Source organism: Ectobacillus funiculus (genome assembly GCF_004138295.1).
Classification (GTDB): Bacteria; Bacillota; Bacilli; order Bacillales; family Bacillaceae_G; genus Ectobacillus; species Ectobacillus funiculus.
Genome location: NZ_SCFM01000007.1, coordinates 99,082 through 123,274 on the forward strand (window position 1 = coordinate 99,082; position 24,193 = coordinate 123,274).

At 43.2% G+C, this 24,193-nt stretch carries 29 protein-coding genes and 1 pseudogene; 12 read left to right on the forward strand and 18 right to left on the reverse strand.

Annotated features, from left to right (window positions below; all coding sequences use genetic code 11):
• From spoIIIAB to EP737_RS06785, 3 genes are read right to left on the reverse strand one after another with little or no spacing between them, the layout of a single operon-like run.
• Complete coding sequence (gene spoIIIAB, locus EP737_RS06775) at window positions 1–516, reverse strand: stage III sporulation protein SpoIIIAB (protein WP_129727179.1); 516 nt, start codon at window positions 514–516, stop codon at window positions 1–3.
• Window positions 513–1,433, reverse strand: coding sequence for a stage III sporulation protein AA (gene spoIIIAA / locus EP737_RS06780; RefSeq protein ID WP_129727180.1), 921 nt, complete (start codon window positions 1,431–1,433; stop codon window positions 513–515). The genes spoIIIAB and spoIIIAA overlap by 4 nt, the downstream gene beginning before the upstream one ends.
• Before the next feature lie 21 nt (window positions 1,434–1,454).
• Entirely contained in the window at window positions 1,455–1,736 is a 282-nt protein-coding gene (locus EP737_RS06785; protein ID WP_129727181.1) for a YqhV family protein, read from the reverse strand.
• Window positions 1,737–2,019: 283 nt separating this feature from the next.
• On the opposite strand from EP737_RS06785, the gene EP737_RS26510 reads away from it, so the two are divergent.
• Window positions 2,020–2,145, forward strand: a complete 126-nt coding sequence (locus tag EP737_RS26510; RefSeq protein ID WP_281278877.1) for a hypothetical protein — start codon at window positions 2,020–2,022, stop codon at window positions 2,143–2,145.
• A gap of 96 nt (window positions 2,146–2,241) precedes the next feature.
• On the opposite strand, the gene efp is transcribed toward EP737_RS26510, so the two are convergent.
• The 3 genes from efp to EP737_RS06800 form a co-directional block, all read right to left on the reverse strand.
• A complete protein-coding gene (gene efp, locus EP737_RS06790; protein WP_129727182.1) occupies window positions 2,242–2,799 on the reverse strand; it encodes an elongation factor P in 558 nt (185 codons plus the stop codon).
• A 24-nt stretch (window positions 2,800–2,823) separates the two neighbouring features.
• Complete coding sequence (gene pepQ / locus EP737_RS06795) at window positions 2,824–3,885, reverse strand: Xaa-Pro dipeptidase (protein ID WP_129727183.1); 1,062 nt, start codon at window positions 3,883–3,885, stop codon at window positions 2,824–2,826.
• 283 nt (window positions 3,886–4,168) lie between these two features.
• Entirely contained in the window at window positions 4,169–4,669 is a 501-nt protein-coding gene (locus EP737_RS06800) for a YqhR family membrane protein (RefSeq protein WP_129727184.1), read from the reverse strand.
• A 185-nt stretch (window positions 4,670–4,854) separates the two neighbouring features.
• Between EP737_RS06800 and EP737_RS06805 the strand changes: the two genes are divergently transcribed.
• Both EP737_RS06805 and EP737_RS06810 read left to right on the forward strand, forming a co-directional pair.
• Complete coding sequence (locus EP737_RS06805; protein ID WP_129727185.1) at window positions 4,855–5,778, forward strand: DUF1385 domain-containing protein; 924 nt, start codon at window positions 4,855–4,857, stop codon at window positions 5,776–5,778.
• A 48-nt stretch (window positions 5,779–5,826) separates the two neighbouring features.
• On the forward strand, window positions 5,827–6,210 hold the full coding sequence (locus tag EP737_RS06810; protein ID WP_129727186.1) for an SA1362 family protein: 384 nt from the start codon (window positions 5,827–5,829) through the stop codon (window positions 6,208–6,210).
• 139 nt (window positions 6,211–6,349) lie between these two features.
• On the opposite strand, the gene mntR is transcribed toward EP737_RS06810, so the two are convergent.
• Window positions 6,350–6,769, reverse strand: a complete 420-nt coding sequence (gene mntR / locus EP737_RS06815) for a transcriptional regulator MntR (RefSeq protein WP_129727187.1) — start codon at window positions 6,767–6,769, stop codon at window positions 6,350–6,352.
• 228 nt (window positions 6,770–6,997) lie between these two features.
• Complete coding sequence (splB, locus tag EP737_RS06820) at window positions 6,998–8,023, reverse strand: spore photoproduct lyase (protein ID WP_129727393.1); 1,026 nt, start codon at window positions 8,021–8,023, stop codon at window positions 6,998–7,000.
• Window positions 8,024–8,606: 583 nt separating this feature from the next.
• Here splB and EP737_RS06825 point away from each other — a divergent pair.
• Window positions 8,607–9,449, forward strand: a complete 843-nt coding sequence (locus tag EP737_RS06825; RefSeq protein WP_129727188.1) for a mechanosensitive ion channel family protein — start codon at window positions 8,607–8,609, stop codon at window positions 9,447–9,449.
• A gap of 359 nt (window positions 9,450–9,808) precedes the next feature.
• Entirely contained in the window at window positions 9,809–10,786 is a 978-nt protein-coding gene (locus EP737_RS06830) for a hypothetical protein (RefSeq protein ID WP_129727189.1), read from the forward strand.
• Window positions 10,787–11,160: 374 nt separating this feature from the next.
• On the opposite strand, the gene EP737_RS06835 is transcribed toward EP737_RS06830, so the two are convergent.
• Window positions 11,161–11,997, reverse strand: coding sequence for a lipoate--protein ligase family protein (locus tag EP737_RS06835; RefSeq protein WP_129727190.1), 837 nt, complete (start codon window positions 11,995–11,997; stop codon window positions 11,161–11,163).
• A gap of 168 nt (window positions 11,998–12,165) precedes the next feature.
• Here EP737_RS06835 and EP737_RS06840 point away from each other — a divergent pair, with 168 nt between their 5' ends.
• Window positions 12,166–12,552, forward strand: coding sequence for a rhodanese-like domain-containing protein (locus EP737_RS06840; RefSeq protein WP_129727191.1), 387 nt, complete (start codon window positions 12,166–12,168; stop codon window positions 12,550–12,552).
• Between the two features lie 104 nt (window positions 12,553–12,656).
• Here EP737_RS06840 and EP737_RS06845 read toward each other — a convergent pair whose 3' ends face one another.
• Window positions 12,657–13,463, reverse strand: a complete 807-nt coding sequence (locus EP737_RS06845; RefSeq protein ID WP_165350713.1) for a BsuPI-related putative proteinase inhibitor — start codon at window positions 13,461–13,463, stop codon at window positions 12,657–12,659.
• 20 nt (window positions 13,464–13,483) lie between these two features.
• Window positions 13,484–14,056: a GNAT family N-acetyltransferase gene (locus tag EP737_RS06850; RefSeq protein WP_129727193.1), complete on the reverse strand. Its 573-nt coding sequence runs from the start codon at window positions 14,054–14,056 to the stop codon at window positions 13,484–13,486.
• 115 nt (window positions 14,057–14,171) lie between these two features.
• Here EP737_RS06850 and EP737_RS06855 point away from each other — a divergent pair, with 115 nt between their 5' ends.
• From EP737_RS06855 to EP737_RS06865, 3 genes are read left to right on the forward strand one after another with little or no spacing between them, the layout of a single operon-like run.
• Window positions 14,172–14,747, forward strand: a complete 576-nt coding sequence (locus tag EP737_RS06855; protein WP_425455859.1) for a TetR/AcrR family transcriptional regulator — start codon at window positions 14,172–14,174, stop codon at window positions 14,745–14,747.
• Window positions 14,748–14,763: 16 nt separating this feature from the next.
• A complete protein-coding gene (locus EP737_RS06860) occupies window positions 14,764–15,090 on the forward strand; it encodes a DMT family transporter (RefSeq protein ID WP_129727395.1) in 327 nt (108 codons plus the stop codon).
• Between the two features lie 5 nt (window positions 15,091–15,095).
• Window positions 15,096–15,410, forward strand: a complete 315-nt coding sequence (locus tag EP737_RS06865) for a DMT family transporter (RefSeq protein WP_129727194.1) — start codon at window positions 15,096–15,098, stop codon at window positions 15,408–15,410.
• A 327-nt stretch (window positions 15,411–15,737) separates the two neighbouring features.
• On the opposite strand, the gene EP737_RS06870 is transcribed toward EP737_RS06865, so the two are convergent.
• The 4 genes from EP737_RS06870 to gcvT all read right to left on the reverse strand — a co-directional run bounded on the left by EP737_RS06870 (window position 15,738) and on the right by gcvT (window position 20,275).
• Entirely contained in the window at window positions 15,738–15,929 is a 192-nt protein-coding gene (locus tag EP737_RS06870) for a hypothetical protein (RefSeq protein WP_129727195.1), read from the reverse strand.
• 432 nt (window positions 15,930–16,361) lie between these two features.
• The gene (gene gcvPB / locus EP737_RS06875; protein WP_129727196.1) at window positions 16,362–17,816 is read right to left on the reverse strand and encodes an aminomethyl-transferring glycine dehydrogenase subunit GcvPB; all 1,455 of its coding nucleotides are present in this window, start codon (window positions 17,814–17,816) and stop codon (window positions 16,362–16,364) included.
• Window positions 17,813–19,156, reverse strand: coding sequence for an aminomethyl-transferring glycine dehydrogenase subunit GcvPA (gene gcvPA / locus EP737_RS06880; RefSeq protein ID WP_129727197.1), 1,344 nt, complete (start codon window positions 19,154–19,156; stop codon window positions 17,813–17,815). The genes gcvPB and gcvPA overlap by 4 nt, the downstream gene beginning before the upstream one ends.
• A gap of 12 nt (window positions 19,157–19,168) precedes the next feature.
• On the reverse strand, window positions 19,169–20,275 hold the full coding sequence (gene gcvT / locus EP737_RS06885) for a glycine cleavage system aminomethyltransferase GcvT (RefSeq protein WP_129727198.1): 1,107 nt from the start codon (window positions 20,273–20,275) through the stop codon (window positions 19,169–19,171).
• A 200-nt stretch (window positions 20,276–20,475) separates the two neighbouring features.
• Between gcvT and EP737_RS06890 the strand changes: the two genes are divergently transcribed.
• Together EP737_RS06890 and EP737_RS06895 are read left to right on the forward strand one after the other, a co-directional pair.
• A complete protein-coding gene (locus tag EP737_RS06890) occupies window positions 20,476–22,158 on the forward strand; it encodes a DEAD/DEAH box helicase (RefSeq protein WP_129727199.1) in 1,683 nt (560 codons plus the stop codon).
• Window positions 22,145–22,945, forward strand: a complete 801-nt coding sequence (locus EP737_RS06895) for a YqhG family protein (RefSeq protein WP_129727200.1) — start codon at window positions 22,145–22,147, stop codon at window positions 22,943–22,945. Before EP737_RS06890 ends, EP737_RS06895 begins: the two co-directional genes overlap by 14 nt.
• 69 nt (window positions 22,946–23,014) lie before the next feature.
• Here the strand turns inward: EP737_RS06895 and EP737_RS25460 are convergent, their stop codons facing one another.
• Together EP737_RS25460 and EP737_RS06900 are read right to left on the reverse strand one after the other, a co-directional pair.
• Window positions 23,015–23,161, reverse strand: a complete 147-nt coding sequence (locus EP737_RS25460) for a hypothetical protein (protein ID WP_165350714.1) — start codon at window positions 23,159–23,161, stop codon at window positions 23,015–23,017.
• Between the two features lie 76 nt (window positions 23,162–23,237).
• Window positions 23,238–23,468, reverse strand: a complete 231-nt coding sequence (locus EP737_RS06900) for a hypothetical protein (protein ID WP_129727201.1) — start codon at window positions 23,466–23,468, stop codon at window positions 23,238–23,240.
• Window positions 23,469–23,716: 248 nt separating this feature from the next.
• Here EP737_RS06900 and EP737_RS25465 point away from each other — a divergent pair, with 248 nt between their 5' ends.
• Entirely contained in the window at window positions 23,717–23,878 is a 162-nt protein-coding gene (locus tag EP737_RS25465; RefSeq protein ID WP_165350715.1) for a hypothetical protein, read from the forward strand.
• Between the two features lie 80 nt (window positions 23,879–23,958).
• Here EP737_RS25465 and EP737_RS06905 read toward each other — a convergent pair.
• Window positions 23,959–24,099, reverse strand: a pseudogene (locus EP737_RS06905) (TlpA family protein disulfide reductase); the annotation flags it as partial.
• Between the last annotated feature and the right edge of the window lie 94 nt (window positions 24,100–24,193).

Here is a 24,193-nt window from a genome sequence, read left to right on the forward strand (position 1 = left end):
CTACAGCAATAAAATGACGATAAGGAGCCCCGACAATACCCCAAGACTTCTTATCATTTTTTCAGAGCGAAGCTGTGACTCCTTTGCTTCTCCCTCTTCCCGTTCTAAATGCGTCAAGCATAAGCGAATATGCTTTTGCTGCGACTCCCTGTCATGCTGTCCAAGCGTTTCGCCAAACTGCTGCAGGATCTCATATTCCGCCCGCTTCATCGCCGCCCGTTTCCAAACATGCTCCAGACTGGACAACCATGCCTCCCGCACGGTTTTTTCTCCCTGCTCTAGCTGCTGACTGAACCCTTCAAATAAAAAGCAAAGCGGTTTTGGTATTTGTTTTGCAAGCCTCTCAGCTGCTTCTGCAAGCGGCGTATGCCCGTACATAATTTCCGCCTCCAGCGACTGCAGCGCCGCCCGCATTAATCGAAGCTGCCGCGGGCGCTCCCTGAGCTTATTCGCAAACTCAAAGCCAATCCACGTTGTTGCCGCAACAATGAACACCGCTCCAATGATTTTGATCATACGCTGTTCACCCTCGTTTTTTGTAATAGCGTTTGTCCGCTGCTATTCTTGATTCTCCTTATAGTTCCTGGCCCGTGCGAACGCGATAATTCAATGAATCTATCAAATAAGCCGAGCTCTAGCATGGCCCGCAAGGATGGCCGCTTGAATACATCATCCCTCTCGTATCCGTGGACGGTTACAAATAGTTGCACCCCTGCGTTTACCGCCTCCATAATCGCCTCGCTGTCCTCCTGACGCCCTATCTCGTCCACGATAAGCACATCAGGGCTCATTGAGCGGATCAGCATCATCATCCCTTCTGCTTTTGGACAAGCATCTAGCACATCGATACGCGCTCCGAGCTCATACTGCGGAACGCCTTTTACACATCCAGCAATTTCAGATCGCTCATCTACAATCCCTACTTTAGAAGATGGGATTCCCCGTTTCTTCACACCTGTACTCATCATACGGGCAACATCGCGCAGCAGCGTTGTTTTCCCTGTTTGCGGCGGTCCGATAATCATCGTATTCAGCCATCTATCTTCATATATGTACGGCAAAAGCGGCTCGGCGATGCCTATCTTTTGTTTTGCGATACGAATATTAAAAGATGCAACATCACGAATCATTTTCACAGCACCCTTTTCTGTAATCACTTTACCTGCTAGACCCACGCGGTGTCCGCCGCGCAGCGTAACATACCCGCGCTTCAGCTCCTCTTCCATCGTATACAAAGAAAAATGGCTGAGCTTATTCAGCAAATACAGCGCATCATCTGCACTGACAATATAGTCATAAAAATGCGGCTTCCCCCGCATGACGCATTCAAGCGGTCTTTGCAGACGAAGACGAATTTCCTCCAAGTCCTGGGGCAGCTCTTTTCCCAGTATGGATTGTATCTCTCTTGGCAATATTTCGAATACTTCTCTCATAGCCTTCTCCCCAATTTGTTTCTACTTAAACACTGCAATTAAAATACAGCTGATACCAAGCACAAGAAAAAACAGTTTTAAAAACGACAGCTCATTTGCTACGCTCAAAACGCCAATCGACATTGTCAAAATCAATACTGTCGGCCCGACAAATGCAAGCATTCCATTTACCGCCAGCGCCTTTTTGGCATCATTGAAATGAAGCATAATAAGCGCCGCCAAGATCTCAAGGCTTCCCGAAAACAGACGAAGCGTCGCCATTGCAAGCACCGCTGTTTCCACTCCAGCTATCCATTGTTTCATCTGCTCACCTTCCTGCTGTAAAAAAATACGTTTGTACAACGATATGCATCGGTTGTCCATTTCAGAAGCGGAAAAAAGGATTTTTCAGAGAAGGACTTGGAAAAGGATTCATTTGCAGTTGAGTGCAAGAAGAAAATCAAGTAGCATAGCCAGCAAAAAAGAAAGCAAACTAAAATCAGGGATGCTGATAATGATAAGATCACGATATTATCTTAATGTAGTGTTTTTGTAATATTAAGTGTCCTTAAAACATAACTAAATCAAATTACAAGGGTGATGAAAAATGGCAAAAAATAAAAATAACCAATTTAAGAACAGTAAAAATGCTGTACCAAAAGCAGATGTAGAATTTGCAGGAGAAAATGGGCTTGAACAAATAGCAGTAAAAGCCCAAAAAAAATCAAAATAAAGAAACGAATGCCCCCATGCCCGCCCGAACAACCCAAAACGTAAATGAAAAAACAAAAAGAGAGAGCTCTACGCTCTCTCTTCCTCATTTCCTATATTACGCACGGGATACGTATCTAGATTCTACCGTGTTAATAATTAACACTTCGCCTTCGTTGATGAAGATTGGCACTTGTACAACTAGGCCTGTTTCTAATGTTGCAGGCTTCGTTACGTTAGATGCAGTATCACCTTTAATACCCGGCTCTGTTTCTACAACCTTTAGCTCTACCGTATTTGGAAGCTCAACGCCAAGTACTTCACCATGGAATGTCATGATGAATACTTCCATGTTTTCCTTCAAGAACTTCAGCTCGCGCTCAATTTGCTTTTCTGGGATTTCAAGCTGCTCGTAGCTTTCATTATCCATGAATACATGAGCTTCCCCGCTTGCATACAAATATTGCATACGACGGTTTTCGATATGCGCTTTTTCTACTTTTTCACCCGCACGGAATGTTTTTTCCTGAATTGATCCTGAGCGAAGGTTACGAAGCTTCGAACGTACGAATGCCGCTCCTTTACCTGGCTTTACGTGTTGGAACTCGATAACTTGCCAAATTCCGCCATCTGTTTCAATTGTTAAACCTGTACGAAAATCATTTACTGAAATCATTCTAAAAATCCTCCTACTAGTATGTTATAAAATAATGAGCTCCTTCGGGGAATGAGTCAAAATTTCGTTGCCTTCTTTTGTTACAATGACGTCATCCTCAATGCGCACACCGCCCAAGCCTGCGATATAAATACCCGGCTCAACGGTAACAGCCATGCCCGGCTCAAGCACCGTGTCAGAACGAATAGACAGACCAGGCCCTTCATGAATCTCAAGACCAATGCCGTGACCTGTAGAATGACCAAAATACTGTCCATAGCCTTTTTCTGTTATGTAATCACGCGTCAAGGCATCAGCTTCTTTTCCTGTTACGCCGACACGAATGCCGTCCAAGCCGCGCAGCTGCGCCTCAAGAACCACATCATAAATATCCTTCAGATCTTGAGAAGGTTCACCAACGGCAATTGTACGCGTAATGTCCGAACAATATCCCTTATAATACGCACCGAAGTCCAGTGTAACAAACTCACCTGTTTCAATCAGCTTTTCAGATGCTACGCCATGCGGAAGCGCGGAACGATGCCCAGAGGCCACTATAATATCAAACGAAGAAGAAGCAGCACCTTGTTTGCGCATGAAAAACTCCAACTCGTTCGACACCGCAAGCTCGGAAACACCTGGACGAATGAATGATAGGATATGAGTGAAGGCAGCATCGGCAATCTGCGCAGCTTCCTTTAATATCTTAATCTCCGCATCCGTCTTAATCAAGCGTAACTTTTCCACCAGACCAGAAACCGGCACTAGCTCCGCCTCTGTCTTATCGCCATACATTCTATATTCGCTATATGTAAGAGTATCTTGTTCAAAGCCTAGCTTCGTGATACCAAGTTCTTTTGCTCGCTTTGCCACCTCTTCTGTAATTGGACCTGTATGCTGGACAATTTCGTAACCGACTGCTTGTTTTTGCGCCTGCTCCACATAGCGGAAATCCGTAATAAAAAGCGCACGCTCTGCAGAAAGCAATACAACACCCGCCGTGCCCGTAAATCCTGTCATATATGTACGATTGTAGCTGTTTGTTAGCAAAAGCCCATCGATGCCCTCTTGCCGGAGCATACTTCTCAGCTTTGTTAATTTTTCCATTCTTACGCCTCCCCATAGCATAATCGTTTTACGCCGTACATGCTTGACCCTTGCATGCCGCGGAAGTTCAAGTTTGGCCGTTCATGAGGAGCAATCTTCTCGCTGTCTGTGACCTTAATAAAGAAAACTCGCCGACTGGCAAGCCGTTAGGCAAAGACAGAGGCGCAGTTGCACTTCTACCTTATTCCTAAAATTTTTTGTTGCGTCGAAGTAGCCTCTAGCTGGAAATTTATGTTTTCTTAAAAGTGCAAAAAAGAATGTTCTTAGAACATTCTATCATAGCTCAAGGCTTATTTGAATAGGCTGTCTCGCTGTTCTCCTTTGTGCGATTTTCTTCTGCGGCTTCAAAGGACACGGAATAAGTAATGAATACGCCATATAAAATAAAAATACAAAGAGTTGTAACGAATGTAGGTCGCGAAAATTCCAGTGCATGTTTCACAACGGGAGATAGAAGCCCAACCCCGAAGAAAATAAGAGCCCATAGAACTATCCCATATATAATACCCGGAGTGATGCCCTGAAACTTTTTAAACCATGCCCCATATAAAATGGCGACCAGAATCGATGCGATAGACATGAGTGCGATGCCCAATAGATTTCCCCAAACACCTTGCTTCCAATCTCCTAGCGCAAATGGCATAATCAGATAATTTGGCCCCGCCTCTGAAAAGGAAAAGATGTGAAGAAAATACCAGATGGAGCCCCAAAACAAACCACCAAATATCCCAATTCCTGCTACCTTTTTTGTAAAAGATGACGGCTTTTCTTTTTTATTTTCCATTTTTTCACCCCAATTGTTACTATGCCCACAACACAGAAAATTTATGTTGAAATTTGGAGTTTAAAAGGAAAAAAACATGTCTATAACGAAAACAAAGAGTATAAAAACCCAGCCTTTGTATTTTGCTTGTCAGAGAGCAAGTTTTACCGATACAATGAAGAAAATAAATACAGGTTGGTGTTTACATGGCAGAGGAAGCAAAACAAATCTACGGCGGGCAAGCCGTAATAGAAGGAGTTATGTTCGGCGGCAGAGAATATACTGTTACAGCCGTTCGAAGAAAGGATTCGTCGATCGAGTTTTATCGATTGCCGCGTATGCAGAACCGATTCCTTAACGTTCTCAAACGTATTCCATTCTTGCGCGGCATTGCTGCAATTTTAAATGCGAGTGCAAACGGATCAAAGCATCTGAACTTCTCATCGGAACGATTTGATGTAGATCCGCATGATGATCACACGCTGGCACAGAAGAAACAAGAAGAGCAATCTAAGCTCACAATGATCCTTGGAGTAGCAGCAGTCGGCATCCTTTCCTTTCTATTTGGAAAAGTGATTTTCACTGCCGTTCCTGCAATACTGGCAGACTTGACGAAACCAATATTTCCTTCACATCTCGCTCAAGTCATGATTGAAAGTATTATTAAGCTTATTCTGCTTCTTGTCTATATTTATTTCGTTTCCCTTACACCGCTCATTAAGCGGGTATTTCAATATCACGGAGCAGAGCATAAAGTGATTAACGCGTATGAAAGCAACCTTCCGCTAACCGTGGAAAATGTGCAAGGTCAAACGCGTCTCCACTATCGTTGCGGCAGCAGTTTTATTCTATTTACTGTCATTGTCGGAATGTTTGTATACTTGCTTGTACCGACAGAACCGCTGTGGGCACGTGTTATCAACCGCATCCTTCTCATTCCCGTTGTGCTGGGAATTTCGTTTGAAGTATTGCAGATTACAAATTTAGTGCGCAACGTTCCTGTTTTGCGCGTCCTCGGGTACCCGGGATTATGGCTGCAGCTTCTCACCACGAAGGAACCTACAGATGATCAAGTAGAGGTTGCCATCGCATCATTTCATGAACTGCTTCGTTTAGAAGGCAAGCAATAGTTTTATGTTTTATTTTTCTAAAGCAATGACATTAGGAGGTGCATCCCTTTGAACGGTCGATCCTTTGCCTTAGTCCTTTTCTTTCTCGTCATCGGGCTGGCAATATTCCAGCTTGTCTCTTTTGCTGTTGAGGATCCTGGTGGTCTCTTAAAAAACCTTTTAACCATCGGGATTGTGGTAGTTGCTTTTTACTGGCTATACAAACTATTTACAGGTCAGGGAAAAAACAGCAATTCCTCTTACAATCGTGCAGCTAAACAGTCTAAGCGGAAATATGCAAAACCGAATGTAACACCTCTAAACAAAAAATTGTCTTTAGACGCAAAGAACAAAAAGGCATCTCTTGGTTTACTAAAAAAGAAGCGAAAGCAATCCCATTTAACTGTCATTGAAGGGAAAAAGGGCAAAAAGAAAGACCGCGCATCGTTTTGATGTGCGGTCTTTTTTCTACACTTCAAGAAAATATACAGTTCTAACTAGAAGCGAATTCGGCGTAGTCGAAAATTTTAGGAATATGGGCTACGCCTCTGTTTGCGCCCAAGGGCAAGGCTCGCCAATCAGCAAGTTTTCTTTATTCCCCATTTGTTTTTTGTATATTACGAAGGGTTTCTACACGAGAAGCATCTTCTTCAAAATATTGGACAAGATCACCGATTCGGTCAATAGCATCCCAGCTGAGATGGTGCTCAATTCCCTCAACATCTCCGTAAATGGTACTTTCCTCCACTCCGATGATACGCATAAACTGCTCAAGCAGCTCGTGGCGATATACGAGACGCTTTCCAATTTTCTTTCCTTTTGCAGTTAGTACAAGACCTCTGTATTTTTCATAAATTAAGTATTCATCTTTATCAAGCTTCTGTACCATTTTTGTAACGGACGACGGATGTACACTTAACGCTTCCGCAATATCGGATACCCGGGCATAGCCCTTCTCTTCAATTAAAAGGTAAATCTGTTCTATATAATCTTCCATACTAGGGGTAGGCATCAGTTTCCTCCATCCAATCCTTTTTCTTACTTTAAGGAGGTATAAATTCCTAGATAGAAGCTTTTTCGACGTAGTCGGGAATTTTAGGAATACAGTACAAGTGCAACTACGCCTCTGTCTTCGCCTATAGGCTCGCCAATCGGCGAGTTTTTTTATCCTCCGCGCTAAGCAATCAATAAAATGATACAATAGAACGCGCTTCGTGACAAGGGAAGAGGCGCTAAGTCCTTACGTAAAATATTGAATTTCCGCCTGTGGAAAATATTCCGCAATGTAAGAACGGATGGTTTCCTCTAACTCTGCGGCTTCATCTGTTGGATACACATATTTTCCAATACCATACCGACCCCACTTATATTTTCTCTTTTCTTCATCCATTTCAAGCTTCGTGTTCGGGTAGCGCTGCTGAATGACCTTTTTCGCAGGCTTTGTAAAGCGATGCTGAATCATTTCAAACGAGAGATTCGGCAGTTCTAAATCCTTCAGAGACGCGTGTAAGCGCTGAAACAATTCATGGTAGCCCTCCACCCATTCATCATGCCTATAAATGGGCGCAACAATGAATCCCAGTGGATAACCGGCCTGCGCTACCTTTCGTGCAGCTGCAATTCGCTCCTCAAACGGAGACGTCCCCGGCTCAAAATTTTTAATCACATATCGAGAATTTACACTAAAGCGAAAGCGTGTTTTTCCATTATGCTTCGCATCTAACAAATGATCAACATGGGAGTACTTCGTGACAAACCGCAATCGGCCATACTCTGTCTGTCCGATAAATTCAATGGTTTTTTTCAATGCATGTGTCAAATGATCAATTCCAACAATATCAGATGTACATGCTGCTTCAAAGCGCGTAACCTGCGGCGCACGTTCGTCCATATAGGTTTGCGCTTGGGAAAAAATCTCATCCAGGTTTACATACACACGAACATATGGCTTACTGCCAAGCGTGGTCTGTAAATAACAGTAATGACAGTGTCCCATACATCCGGTCGCAAGCGGAATCGCATATTCTGCCGATGGCTTTGATGTATCAAACTTTAATGTTCGTCTCACACCAACGACGAGGGTGGATTTCGCAACACGATATTGCTGCAGCTCATTTTCTCCCGGCAGATTTCGAATTTGATTATGAGAGGTTGTTTCGCGAATTTCTAGCCCCATATTTGTAAATTTGTCATACAGCTCTTTCCCGAGCGGATATTCTAACGCTTGCGGCTCAATATATACTAACTTCGGTATAAATGGCTCCACTGCACTCACCTTCCTCACCTGTAGTATGAACAAAATACTTACCTTTGTGTAAGCTTAATGATTTCCATACTAAAAAATTGGAGACTCCTAAGAAAAGCGGACAAGGTCCGCCTTTTATGGCAGCGTAGGGGTGAACCGGAGTCTGCATTTTGGGCCTTGGAGCTAGACATCCCCCCAAAAGTTATACTTTCTTATCTTGTAAAGACAACTCACCGGTTAGCGAGCCGTTAGGCGAAGGCAGAGGCACAGCTGCCCTTATACTGTATTCCTAAAATCCTCATCTGTGCCAAATGAGCTTCTAGCTGAAAATTTATATTTTCCTAAAGAATAAAAAATTTCTTGCCAACGGCACTTTTCTTTGTCATTCTGTATAATTGAAAAGAATAGATAAAGAAAACTCGCTGATTGGCGAGCCCTGCCTTTGGGCGAAGACACAGGCATAGTTGCTCTTATACTGTATTTCTAAAATTTCCAACTACGTCGAATTGGCTTCCAGCTGGAAATTTCTACTTTCTTACAGTGTAAAGAAAACTCGCCATCGACCAAACAAGTTATACGTTCTTATGAAAATGGAGGGAAAGCCATGTGGTCCTTTGTATCCGGTATTTATGCCAACCGCTATGGTGAGGTCATTATTGATGTAATTTTCACATATATCATAGCCTCCTGCGGATTTTGGGTTCTTCGCTATTCGCTTCATCAATTTTTTCAACGAACGAGCTTTATCGACGAAAAAAAGGAGGGGACCATTGAGTCTGTCGTCAAAAACACATCCAAATATTTAACGCTCATCCTCGTTTTGATAACAGCCATCCAACCGTTTGTTGATTGGAGGAATATTCTTGTTGCAGGCGGAGTATTAACCGCCATCGTAGGCTTCGGTGCACAGTCTGCCATTAAAGATTTTCTGTACGGATTTTTCTTCCTATTTGAAGGCCAGCTCAAAAAAGGGGATTTTGTAACGATTAATAACGAATTGGCGGGAGCAGTAGAAGAGTTAGGCTTTCGCGCTGTAAGCGTCCGTCTAACAGATGGCCGCTTAATGACGGTGCCAAATGGGGAAGTATTAAAGGTTATAAATGGAAATGTGAATCATCGGCGTGTTTTTGAAAGCGTCATTATCGATTTTAAAGAAGATCCGGCCCGTGTGCGCGTGCTGCTCGAGTCACTATGCGAAGAACTGAATGAGCTGCATATGGAATACCTGTTGCGGGATACAGATGGTGAATTTGTAGAAGCATATCACTACTGGGGGTTATCCTCTCTTGATGCATCTCCCTATGGCTTTAAGTTTTCCATTGTCGCCACAGTACAGGATGTGCATTATTTACAAGCGGCGCAGGAAGCAAAATTCCGACTTGCGAAACGGCTGCATGAGGAGGGAATCTTGCTCCCTTCCATACGAGCTGTATATGCACAGCAATAATACCTGACTAATTTTACAAATGGATGACAGACATAATTATGCAAAAAAAATCCAAAATAAGAAAAACAGAGACGGAAGCAGGATGCCGGATCTAAACAATACCCAGAACATATACTTTCTTAAAGCGAAAAAAAAATTTGCTAATTAGTGAAATTAGAGGCGTAGTTGCATGTATACTTACTTTAATGCGGAAAATCTCTGCTGAGCTGCATAACTGGCGGCTGGAATTTTATAATTTTTTAAAGTATCGAAGCAAATGGTTGACTCACCTCTTTTTTTCTCTGTATGATATGATTTCGTGAGCCATTATTTTGTTATTCGAATTTTTGTAACTATGAATGGATGAGAGGGGAAAAGGAATGTCGGTTAAGAAACAAACGAATGTGCGGACTGGAAAAATGGTGCGTGAACTCATGCTTGCTGATAAGGAGGTAACAGCCTCTTTAATTATGGTGTACAGCAAAAATGGCGTGAATGAAGAGATTAAAATCGAGGGGTTACATCCGAAGTCCAATGAAGAGTTATTTCTAAGCGGCAAAGTGGATTGGAATAAAAGCGTCATTTACAAAACAGTTGATTTTACAGGCAAGGCAGAGGTTGGTAAAGCACTGCTGACAGATATGAAAAAAAATAACGTGACACTGGAAATCGAACGGGTAATGTGGAGTAAAGAGACGCAGGAGGAAGAAGAAGCGATCGAAGCTGAACTGATTGCAGCAAAAGAGGCTGAGAAAAAGCCTGCCGCTATACATACAACGACGCCTCCTGGGAAGGAGAGAACGGTCAAAGCGGAACCCGTATCACCACCTCCAGCCCCAGCTCGTATGGAAACTATCGTACAAAAAGTGAACGAACCGATCGTTCCGCCAGTAAAGGCTGAGACGGTAAGCGCATCCAGTATACCAGCTGCTAAGCAAACAGCACCTGAACCTGTCAGACGCGCTGCAGAGGTAACAACACCTCCAGTCAGACACGCAGCACAGGTAACAGCGCCTCCAGTCAAACAAACAGCAGAGGTAACAGCGCCTCCAGTCAAACACGCTGCAGAGGTAACAGCACCTCCAGTCAAGCGCGCAGCACCGGAGGAGCCATTTGCACCAGAAACACAATCCGAATTGGCTGGAAAGTATGAACGGCTTGTTTCCAAAGCAAAAGAGGTTTGTCAGGATTATGATTTAGGTCTGGACTTGGATGATTCCATTGAATCCCTAAGAGAAGAACTAAACAAGCAAGGAATTTCATTAGATTTTGACGCAGACATTATGAATGCTGTTCGCAGTCTTCGTGAACTCAAAACAAAAGGCATCAGTCTTGATAAAATATTAAATCTTGTATAAAAATTCGATTTTGTAGAATAACAGAGCACATCTTTTACATGTGATAATATCTGAGGTGGATCTCCCCTCTCTAGATCTTAATTGTAAAAATGGAATTTTCATGTCAGCTGCCTTTCGTTTTGGCTGCAAGAACCTATAGGTGTATATGAAAAATAGACCGACAAGCAAGCCCCTTCTCTTACAGTGAACAGCTTTGCTTGTTGGTCTATTTCACATTTTAAAAAAGATACATTTCTAGCTGTTAATTCGACATAACAGGAAATTTTAGGAGTGAACTATCTGGGCAACCGTGCCTCTATCTTCGCCCAAGTGCGCGCCTATCGGCAAGTTCTCCTTGCTGGTTAACGAGCACTATCTGTTCGTTAGACCCGTTTTTATTTTCTATAATTCCATTCTTCACTTTCATATTTTTCCTTTGCAAGACGCTCTACTTCCTCACGTTGTTCCCCTGTCAGTTCATAGGGAACTAGCTCAATTTCCATCCCCTTTTCAAAACCAACTCGAAATGCTTCAATGAGCTGTTCGATTGTAAACGTTTGATCCGTTAGTTCGTTGATTGCTACCGCCTTAGATGAAAACATACTTTTCATACGCTCCTTCAAGCGTTCATTTGGAAAGAGGAATAAGTCATATAATGTATCTAGGTCAATTTCGAGCGGAATTGATCCGTGCTGCAGGATTACTCCACGTTGGCGCGTTTGTGCGCTGCCTGCAATCTTACGCCCCTCCACAACAATTTCATACCAGGACGGAGCATCAAAACAAACAGCAGACCGCGGATTTTTTAAATCCTCACGCTCCTGCTCGGTCTTCGGAACAGCAAAATACGCATTCAGTCCCAGCGCGCGAAATCCTTCTAGCAGCCCTTGAGAAATGACACGATACGCTTCTGTGACTGTCTTTGGCATCTTAGGATGGTTTTCCGAGACAATCACGCTATAAGTGAGTTCACGGTCATGCAGGACACTCCGCCCCCCTGTTTGACGGCGCACAAAGCCAAATCCGCGTTTTTCCACTTCCTCCATATCAATTTCCTTTTCGACACGCTGAAAGTATCCAATTGATAGAGTTGGAACCTCCCATTCGTAAAATCGAATCGTTGCTGGCATAGCACCTGCGCTCTGCCAATTCAGCAGGCATTCATCTAGTGCCATGTTATAAGAAGGAGAACATTCTCCTGAGTTGATATAATACCATTGTTCTTTTTCCATACTCCACCTCTTGCCTAGTGTTGTTTGCACATTATCTAGTCTACCAAATTCGTGAGATTTTGTGAAAAGATACGAAATTTCATTCTCCTATCCATGAATATATTGCATATCATGATAGCACCATTATAATATGAATGGTAGAAGTAAGAGAAAAGGAGTCGATTCATCTTGTCAGCTAATCTAACCATCTTCCTTGTAGCCATTGTAATCCTTATGGCATATTCTGTCATTCTGTTCTTTTATCAGCGTAAAATTGTTAAATCGCTTACAGAAGAAGAATTTCGCGCTGGCTACCGCAAAGCGCAACTGATTGATATTCGCGAACCAGATGAGTATAACGCAGGACATATTCTTGGTTCCCGTAACATTCCATTATCGCAGCTACGGATGCGTTATAAGGAAATCCGTCCTGATCAACCGGTTTATATGTATTGCCAGAATGGCCTCCGCACAGGACGTGCTGGGCAATTCCTCAAGAAAAAGAAGTATAAGGAGCTGTATCAGCTTCAAGGCGGCTTTAAAGCTTGGACAGGAAAAATTAAAAAGAAAGCATAAATTAAGAAAAACAGACATTAAATATTCGTATCTTCTTAATCTTGCTAAAGAAAACTCGCCACAATCGGCGAGTTTTCTTTACACTGCTCTATTCCTGTAAGCTATTATCTTTCAGAACCGGAGGACGCATTGGGAAATTGCTCCAGCACGACCAATTTTCGGACAACCGTTTTCGTCTTTTTCTCTTTTGCATACATTTCCAAAATGACAGTTCCGTTTGTTGGCAGCTGCTCCTTTGGAATCCTAATAGAAATTTTCCATGGCTTGCTTATATCAAATGCTGTTTCCTTTACAAGCATAATATGCCCCTCTGAAACGGCATAATAGGCTTGCTCTACTTCTGGTACAGCCCCGCCTGAAAGTGTGTATGCACCGTCGTTCCCCTGCTTTTCTACTGCAACATCCAATGTGTCTTCGGCCCCATCTATCCTTCCATCCGCTTTATAAGAAATCGTTTCTGTAAATAGATTAGCTGCCGCTTTCTTTCCGTTTACCTCAATGGGGAGCAGTTTTCCTGTAATTGAATACGTTTCTCCCTGTTGAAACGGTTTTTCATCGTAATTCCAAGCGACTTCCCACGTCTTTGTCTCGCCTGGCTGCAAGCTAACAGATGTTAATGCTTGCGAGAACATTTTACCCTTTGAATAACGGTACAACTCTTCTCCACTTGCACGCTTTATGATAACCTCAAACTGCTGCGAGGACGGAAAAGTTAGTGAAAGCGGCTGATCCTCCAGATTATGAAGCAGCAGCTTTACCTGAGTGTGATCTTCATGCATAGCAGCTTCAACCTTAAATGAAGGCTCCTCCCTTGGCTCAGCGCTTTGATCTACTGGCAAACTTTCGTCTTTTGCTTGACAGCCAGCCGCAAAGAAACAAAGAGTTAGCAATAAAACGCTAATTTTTCGCATATGAAACTCCTTTCTACTTACTAGCATTGTTTCTTTCCCGCCTTTTCTTCATAAGTGCTGCGAGTTAGGCCATACATCAGCAAATCATAAAATTCACCTAGGTAACATTGATATTCCTGAAGTATACCTTCCTCTGAAAATCTAAATTTACGAAGAAGTTGGCGTGAGGAGATATTTTCTGCCCGTACAGTTGCGCCAATTCGATTCAAAAGGAGCCTATCAAATCCAAACGGAATTGCCGTTTTCAGCACCTCTGTCATAATGCCCCTTCTCCACACCTCTTTCTTTAATTCATAGCCAATTTCCGCACGGCGATGCTGCCGATTCCAATTATGGTAGCCGACCGTTCCCAGGAACTCACCTGTTTCTTTATCAACAATTGCCCACCGGATCATCATCCCATTACGAAAGCCGCTCTTTATCTGCGTCACAAATTGCTCTGCCTGTTCCTTTCGTGTAAACGGCTCTAAACCATAATATTGTACAACCTCTTCATCGGAGAAATAACCATACAAATGGGGCGCGTCTTCCTTTGTTAACTCTCGTAACCGAAAGCGCTCCGTCTCTAAAACAGGAAACGAAAAGAAAATCATCCTCTAAGCCTCCTTTTTCTTACCGTTTCGACTCATTTGCAAGGAAATCCTTCCTTGACTTTTTCTCTCTTTTCTTTTACTGTTAAACTAACGAACGGTAGGAAGGTTGATTGGTATGACAGCTATTCGTATTAAAGAAGCAGCTCTTGCCCGCTTCGCTCAATTTGGATATGAAGGTACGTCTCTCTCCGATATCGCACATGACGTTGGCATTAAGAAGCCTTCACTATACTCACACTTTACAGGAAAAGAACAGCTCTATTTCGTTTGCTTAGACACATCGCTTGAGCGGGACCTAGATTACTTGCGAAGCTGCGTGGCAGCGTATGAAGGTAAAAGCCTATCCTCTTTTTTATATGAGTTACTCGAAAGTTATGGACGACGCTTTTATGAAAATGTAGAAGCAATGTTTTGGCTTCGTTCCTTATTTTTCCCCCCAGCCGCATTCAAGGATCGGATTGTAGAGAAGGCAAATCACTACGTGGAAGAAGCTGGACATTTGCTTACCCCTGTGTTTGCAGAGGCCATCGAGAAAAAAACAATTACTGCCGAAAATGCAGAGATGGCGGCAGCCGCCTATTTATGCCTATTTGACGGACTGATGATCGAACTGCAATACAGTGGACTGGATGGCTTTCAAAAGCGGCTGCATGCAGCTTGGCCTATTTTTTGGCGAGGAATTCACATATAAGGAAAGGAGCTTCATGATGGGTTGGATTTATGTACTTATAGGCGGCTTCATTGAAGTCTTTTGGGTGATGGGCTTAAAGCACGCAAGCTCTCCCCTAGAATGGGCAGGAGTCGCAGCTGCTATTTTACTTAGCTTTTGGTTTTTGTTTCGTGCATTTAAAACGCTTCCTATCGGCACGGTGTATGCCGTATTTACAGGTATTGGAACAAGCAGCATTGTCATTGTGGAAATGATATTCTTTGGGGAGCCTGTATCTATCGCAAAGCTGCTGTTTATCGCGCTTTTGATTGGCGGGGTAATTGGCTTAAAACAGCTAACAGCTAAGCAGAAAGGAGAGGCATAGTAATCATGGCTTGGGTATTTCTTATTCTAGCGGGATTTGGGGAAGTAGCGGGTGTTTTTTCGATGAAAATGGCGAGTGAACGAAAGAATATCTTTTCGTTCCTAGCGCTTGTTACAAGTTTTAGCTTAAGCTTTTTCTTTTTATCAAAAGCGATGCAGGAACTGCCGATGGGAACAGCATATGCGGTATGGACGGGCATCGGAACAGCCGGCAGTGTCATTATCGGTATTTTATTTTTTCGGGAACCTGCCGATTGGCGGCGGATTATGTATTTGAGCTGTATCGTAATTGGTGTTGTTGGTTTAAAAGCAATCAGCTAGGATTTTCACTCATAAATTCTATATCTTAACAAAAGATAAACATATATAAAGAAGGGAGCGAATGAAATGGAAGTGTCCTTTCATAAACATATGTTGCTTTTTTTCTTTTTGTTTATCATTTTAGTTGTATCTCTAAGCATAACAGTCCATGCGTATAACATTCCGGCTCATGTTTGGAGTGCGCGATCGTTTTATCACGTTGTTACAAGTATCTTTCGCTAGAACCTAGCGGGCACGCTCTGTTAAGTGAAACAAAGTGCAGCTCCCTCTCTGTCTTCACCTAATGAAAAAGAGCTAAACGCGGCCGTTTAGCTCTTTTTCTATGTACTACTTCTCAAATCGGTTTAACATCTCTTCTCTCATACCAAAACTGACAACTGCAATGCCGATATACATGAACACCAACATAATTGGATTGACAGCATTGTACCAATCATTGTTCACAATTAAATAGACTGTTACAGCAGCCACCGCTACGAAAGCTGTGATAAATAGATAAAAGCTGATGTTTTGCCCCATACTGTTCCCCTCTCTCCTCGGTATTACCATTTCAAAGTGTATGGCTGCAGACCCTGTTATATGCCTGTTGTTTGATAGACGGTATGTGTAAATGAACCCTAGATGCTGATTGAAAACTTCCCCAGCCCGCAAAGCCTATCTATTGGACCTTTTTTCCGTCCCCACTATATCATGGGTGCAAGCGCAGGCGCAAGACATATATGAGAAAAACTAGGATGCCCTGCACGATTCTGATAAGCAACCCACCCGCTCCAAAGCTCTTTTATCTTTTACGCGAGAGCGGAAATAGGAACAGGTCATGCAGATAAATAAGACCTACCGGGGAGCAGGCCTTATTTACACTGTAAGAAATTTTAGGAATACAGGATTAGTGCAACTACGCCTCTGCCTTCGCCTAAGAGCAGGGCTCGCCAATCGGCGAGCTACATCTTCTCATACATAGCGTAAAATAGGCTTTCGCGCCGCCTTCGTTTCGTCAAGACGCTTTACAACAGTCGTATGCGGCGCTTCCTGTACCATCTCTGGGTTTTCCTCTACTTCCTTCGCAATTTGGATCATCACATCAATAAACGCATCCAGTGTTTCCTTCGATTCCGTTTCCGTCGGTTCAATCATCATGCATTCCTCAACATTCAGCGGAAAATAGATTGTCGGCGGATGATAGCCGAAGTCTAATAAACGTTTGGCAATATCAAGCGTTCTTGCGCCAAGCTTCTTTTGCCGCCTTCCCGATAGCACGAATTCATGCTTGCAGTGCTGATCAAACGGCACATCATAATACGGGGCAAGCCGTCTCATCATGTAGTTAGCATTTAATACAGCATATTCTGTAACCTGACGCAAGCCTTCTGGCCCCATAGAGCGAATGTACGTATAAGCGCGAACGTTAATGCCAAAATTTCCGTAATACGGCTTCACGCGACCGATAGACGCTGGACGATCGTAATCAAATACATAGCCATCATCCGTTTTTTCTAATATCGGCTTCGGCAAAAACGGAATTAAGTCCGCCTTCACACCGACAGGTCCAGATCCAGGACCACCGCCTCCATGTGGACCTGTAAATGTTTTATGAAGGTTTAAATGCACAACATCAAAGCCCATATCTCCCGGGCGGGCCTTGCCCAGCACTGCATTTAAATTTGCGCCATCGTAATACAGCTTTCCGCCAGCTTCGTGTACAATGCTCGCCATTTCTAAAATATTCCGTTCAAATAATCCAAGTGTATTTGGATTTGTCAGCATTAAAGCTGCTGTATCCTGGCCGACATATCGCTTTAAATCGTCTAAGTCAACAAGACCGTTTTCATCAGATTTCACTGTAATGGTCTCAAACCCGGCTACTGTTGCAGAGGCAGGATTTGTCCCGTGCGCGGAATCTGGAACGAGCACCTTTGTGCGTGTATAATCGCCTCTTGCTTCATGATAGGCCCTTATTAACATGAGTCCTGTCCATTCCCCGTGGGCGCCGGCTGCTGGCTGCAGCGTCACCGCATCCATTCCTGTAATTTCCTTTAGACTCTCCTGAAGGTCATACATAAGCTCCATTGCGCCTTGCACTGTGCTTTCATCCTGAAGCGGATGGATATGAGAAAATCCTGCAAGACGAGCAACACTCTCGTTAATTTTTGGATTGTATTTCATCGTACAAGAGCCAAGAGGATAAAAGCCAGAATCTACACCGTGATTGCGCCGCGATAACGCTGTGTAATGACGCATAATATCAAGCTCCGATACTTCCGGCAGCTCAGCAGCTTCAGTGCGGACATATTCGGTGCCAAACAAAGCTGTCAAGTCCGCCTCCTCTACATCTAAAGGCGGCAGACTATATCCGATGCGTCCTCGCTTACTCATTTCAAAAATGAGCGATTGATCATGCGCTGTCATTGCATATCCCCCATTTCCTTTACAAGCGTGTCGATTTCCTCTTTCGTGCGAAGCTCTGTTATGGCAACGAGCATATGATTGGCAAACTCTTCCTCATATTTACCGAGATCATAGCCGCCGATGATCTTGCATTGCATGAGCGCCTTATTTACTTCCTCTACCGGACGCTTGCAATTAACAACAATTTCATTAAAAGCAGGTCCTGAAAACGCAACGGTAAAGCCGCTTTTTTCAAATTGTTTTTTCGTATACTGTGTTTTAGAAATATTCTGAAGAGCCATTTCCTTTACACCCTGTTTCCCGAGCGCTGTCATTGCGACTGCCGCTGCCAGCGCATTGAGCGCTTGATTCGAGCAAATATTCGATGTCGCTTTATCACGGCGAATATGCTGCTCACGTGCCTGTAAAGTTAATACAAAGCCTCTTTTCCCCTCTGAATCTGTCGTTTGTCCGACGAGGCGACCCGGAATTTTACGCATGAGCGCCTTTGTTGTAGCAAAATAACCGCAGTGCGGTCCGCCAAACTGAGTTGGAATACCAAATGGCTGCGCGTCACCTATGACAATATCTGCACCGAATTTGCCGGGAGGTGTTAACGCTCCGAGTGCCAGTGGATTAGCAGATACAATAAACAGCCCTTTATGCTGATGGGCGATTGTTTCAATGTCTGCCAATTTCTCTACTTGACCTAAAAAGTTGGGATATTGTACAACAACACAAGCAACGTCCTCAGTCATCGCGCTCTCAAGCGCCGCTAGGTCTGTTACGCCGTCCTTGCAGCCGATCTCTACCACCTCTAGGTTTTGGCCAGCGGCATATGTTTTAAGCACAGCCCTCGCTTCTGGATGAACAGCCTTTGATACAACAATTTTCTCCTTACGTGTATGCCCCGCTGCTAGCATAGCTGCTTCTGCAAGAGCTGTACCGCCGTCATACATAGAGGAATTGGCTACGTCCATTCCTGTTAATTCACAAATCATCGTCTGAAACTCGAAAATTGCCTGTAATTCACCTTGAGAAATCTCAGGCTGATATGGTGTATATGCTGTATAAAACTCCGAACGCGAGATAACATGGTCTACAATTACCGGAATATAATGATCGTACACACCAGCCCCAAGAAACGACGCATATTCCTTTGTGTTTGCATTTTTTCTTGCAAGCTCTGACAGTTCCTTTACCAATGCAGACTCAGCTTTTGCAGGCTTCACTCGCAAATCACCTTGAAATCTTACACGTTCAGGAACATCTGAAAACAATTCCTCAATCGACTCGACTCCAATTACTTCGAGCATTTGTTTTTTGTCGTCCTCTGTCATTGGCAGATAACGATGCAGCATCACGTATCCCCCCTATTTGGATCGTTTATAAAACGGGATAGGTACAACAACAGCCTTTACCCGTTTACCGCGAATTTCTACTTCAACGCCCGTACCAAGCGATACGAACGCTTCATCTAACAACGCCAAACCGATATTTTTCTTTAAGGTTGGTGATTGTGTCCCGCTTGTTACTTCACCGATTCTCTTCCCGTTTGCAAACACCGCGTAATGACTGCGCGGAATGCCCCGCTCTATCATCTCAATTCCTGCTAGCTTACGGGGGGCTCCCTGTTCCTTCTGCTCCTTTAGCACTTCTTTTCCTAGGAAATGCAGCTTCTTATTCGTTTTCACGGCAAAACCGATTCTAGCCTCAATAGGCGTAATCTCCTTTGTCAGTTCCTGGCCGTATAATGGAAGTGCAGCTTCAAAACGCAGAGTATCACGGGCTCCGAGACCACACGGCTTCAATCCATCAGCCTTCCCCGCCTGCATGATCAGTTCCCAAAGCCGGCATGCATCTTCGCTGTTACAATACAGCTCAAATCCGTCCTCTCCCGTATAGCCGGTTCGGGACACAAGAGTACGCACACCTTGTATTTCGACGTTATCTTTAAATGCAAAAAACGGAATAGCCTGCAAATTCTCCGCCGTTAAGGTTTGTAGGATATTTTCTGCCTTTGGCCCTTGCAGTGCAAGCTGTGCGGTGTTGGCCGAAACATTTTCAATTTGTACATCTTCTCTATCTGTGGCATGAGCAAGAAGCCACTCATAGTCTTTTTGAATATTGGCTGCATTTACAACAAGAAGATAATCCTGCTCTCCTTTTTTATACACAAGCAAATCATCTACTGTGCCGCCATCCTCATAACACATCGCTGTATATTGCGCACCGCCGCTTGACAACAAAGCAAGATCATTCGTCATCATAAATTGTAAAAAGTCAAAGCTGCCGCTTCCCTTTACTGTAATTTCTCCCATATGAGACACATCAAACAATCCTGCTGCTCTCCGCACTGCTTCATGCTCTTCCTTAATGCTGGAAAACTGAACGGGCAGCTCCCAGCCTCCGAAATCAATTGTTTTCGCTCCGTATGCTGCATACACGTCAAATAATGGTGTGCGATGTAATCCAACCATGTTTTCTCCCCCTCCTTACTATATTGGGCAAAACAACTGCAATACATTTTCACAAAAGTATACATAAAAATTACAAATTCAGGACAAAATACAAAAGATTTCATCCTCTTTATCCATATCCTAACATTTTTCATTTCATATCAGCAATATTGCTATTTAGAAATTGGATTCGTACTTTATAGAAAGGCAGGGCGCAGCACATGAATGTGGAAATGACGGCAAACCGGTCTTGGCAGGAAGAGTTTCTAAAGAAAATAGAAGACGACGGCCCGTGGTCTAATTGGGATTTATACAATCTTGCATACGAAACGGAAAAACAGCTGCTCATCCCTTCATTTGAAGGCTTGCAGGCGCCAAAATACTTGCCGCACTTAACACCACTGCCCCATCAGCTGGAAGCGGCAAAAACAGTCATTGAAGAAATGAACGGAAAAGCCATTTTAGCTGATGAAGTCGGACTTGGCAAAACGATTGAGGCTGGGCTGATTTTGAAGGAGTACATGATTCGCGGACTCGTTAAAAAGGTTCTTATTCTCGTTCCCGCCTCGCTCGTCTCCCAATGGGCATACGAGCTTAATACAAAGTTTTATATTCCTGCTACGGCCCAGCGAAAAAGCTATTCGTGGGAGCAGGCTGATGTAATCGTCTCTTCCATTGACACGGCAAAACGGACACCGCATCGGGATATTGTGCTTAATATGGAATACGATTTAATTATTATTGATGAAGCACACAAGCTAAAAAACAATAAGACAAAAAACTATGAGTTTGCACAACTACTAAAAAAGAAATTTTGCTTACTGTTGACGGCTACGCCTGTTCAAAATAAAATAGATGAAATCTTTAATCTCGTCTCGCTGTTAAAGCCGGGTCATCTTGGCAATCAATCCAACTTTGAGGAATATTACGCCTCTAAAAATAGAACGCTTGAGACCGACCAGCATTTAAAAGAGCTCATCAATAAAGTCATGGTTCGAAACCGCCGTCATAATACGGGCATCGAATGGCCAAAACGGCAGGTTCATACGGTGTTCATTGATTTGAACAAGCAAGAACGAGAGCTGTATGAAGCGATTCATAACTGGCGGACGGAAAATGCATTTACATCGGCCTTTTCTTCTTTAACCTTAAAACGGGAGGCATGCAGCAGCCGGGAGGCAGTTTATTTCTCGTTGAAGAAATACGTAGAAAAGCGGCAGCGGGACAATCCTAACTATATCATTGACCCCCACATTCACCGAATGATGGAGAAAATCAATGCAATTCCGTCTAACTCCAAAGCGACGAAAACACTGGAAATTATTAAAGGGATTAATGATAAAGTCATTATTTTTACAGAATACCGTGCCTCCCAGATGTATTTGCAGTGGTTTTTAAAGCAGCATGGCATTTCATCTGTTCCGTTTCGCGGGGGATTTAAACGCGGCAAAAAGGATTGGATGAAGGAATTATTCCAAAATCACGCACAAGTATTAATTGCGACAGAGGCCGGTGGCGAAGGAATTAACCTGCAGTTTTGCAACCATATGATTAACTATGATTTACCATGGAATCCAATGAGGCTCGAACAGCGCATCGGCCGTATCCACCGTCTCGGTCAGAAGCATGATGTTCATATTTACAATATGGCAACAAAAAACACGGTAGAAGAACATATTTTGAAATTGCTATATGAGAAAATCAATCTATTCGAGCGGGTAATCGGAGAATTGGATGATATTTTAACGCGAATTGATATGAAAAATATTGAGGATCATTTGCATGAAATTTTCGCCAGCTCTAAAAGTGAAGGCGAGATACGGATTAAAATGGATAATTTAACTTCTATCATCGAGCTTGCACAGCAAAGCGGAACAGGAGCGGATCATTATGCAGCAACATGAAATTCATAATTACCTGCACCGTTTTTTCACAGCAAATCAATGTGAAATTGGGACAGTTACAAACGCATTGCTAGATATACAGCTCACTGTTGAGATGGATAAATTACTTATGAACCGACCGTTTTATTGGCATTATCTAGAGAAAACAGGCGGCGTACCAAACCCGATGCGCATTACTTTTATTACAGACCCTCAGCGTGCGCCGGAAGATATAAAAGGGGAAGCGGTTCATTATGGATCTCCTCGCCTGCATCAAGTCTTCCGCGCGGCACAGGAGCTTGGCGCCTATATTCGTTTGTACGAGGGGGTTCATGCGAGCGGAAACGGAAATGTCCCTCTTCATCCATGGCTTGGCGTTAATTTGAAGGTATCTTATCAATGCGATCGAAAAAAAGAAACCTTGTATTCACTCGGTTTACATCTTATTACAGGAATGATGGTAAACAATTTCCATGAAACATTACAAACCATTCCGCTCACTCCGAAAATTCCTGACTTTTGCTTTACACTTACACCGATGATAAAGCCAAAAAGCGGATTAGTCCGAATTGAAGAAGCTGTAAAATCGCTTATTTCAAGAGAGGATCATACATGGGCAGAAGAAGCGCGCCTTAGATGGGCACATGACCTGCAACTTCTCGATCAATTTTATACAGATATGGAAGAAGTTCCTGATAACTACGAGATTGAAAAGCAAGCACTACAAGAACAATATGAACCAAAAATTGTGCTCGAAATCATTAATGGCGGATTGTTTTACTTAACGCCAAATCGCATCGAAACCTAAAAAAGCAGCGTCGCTCAAGGGACGCTGCTTTTTTAGGTTTGTTACTGCATATGGCCGTACGTTTCTGACCTAAATCTTGCCATTATACTTACGACCATCATTATGCTCTTCCTGCTGAATCTGCGTCATACGGCGCTGATGCGCTTTTGTACTCGCAGTCACCTGATTTGCATCGCTTTCTTGGTTCTTTTTAGAACCTCCAGATCCGTTACTCATATACTGCACCTCCTGCCAAAAGTGATTCCTTTGTAGCTTTTGTCAGAAGGATGAATTTATGCAATTGCCTGCGCTTTTAATGCTTTTCTACATATTTGCTAAACATATTATACAGACCTTGATTCACAAGATAAGAGATTTGCTCATCTGATTTCTCAGGATACATGTCCCTAAGGCGAATTGAAGCCTTCGCCATTAAGTTCTCCAACACAGAGCGACCTCCTGTTCCATAAATCACTTCCGCATACTCTACGAGCTTTACGTTTTCGATTTCAGCTGAATTTCGATCATAAAAAAATTTACTCATTTCTTCTTCCCTCCATTTTTGGCAACGTTTTCATTTCTATGAACAAGAATTATATGTTAGTCATTTCACAATTAATGTATGCTAAAGGTGTTGCATGGTTTCATTATAAAACAATATAAAAACCTTGCATACAATTATTTTACGAACATTTTGTGAACAAGTTTCATCTCTTAGACAAAGCTCGACTACTTCTCCCTTATTGTGCACATATTAAGAAAGAAATGCTTTAGAAAAGGAGTCTAATGCCAATGATCAATGAAGATTTCCATGCGGTTGTTCAAAACAATGATAGGGGCACTTATTTAGGATCTAACAAACAAAAGGTTAACGGAAATAACATTACGGCAGAGCGGAAACAGCAAGCGGAAGCCATTGCACCAAGATATAAGGACGGAGCCATTACTGAATAAAAAACGCTATCACTGTCAGGCCCCCTGCAGTATGAGGAAAAAGACCAAGCGCTGAAATAGCCACTCGGTCTTTTTCTTGTTCATTGTTCGTTTAATACACGACCAAGACGCTTACGAAGCATTTCCATGCCGCTTCCCCCTGCTTGGAAGTGACGAAGTACTCCTGTTTTCTCAAACACATAGTACGCTAGAACGTATTTGTTATCAAATGCATCCTTGACAATCCCACAGCTGAAGCAGCGGGATTCTAGACCCCACGCCGTTAGAAATAACGCTTTGTCGTACCGTAGTGGGCTTTCGCGTTCGGAAAGTCTG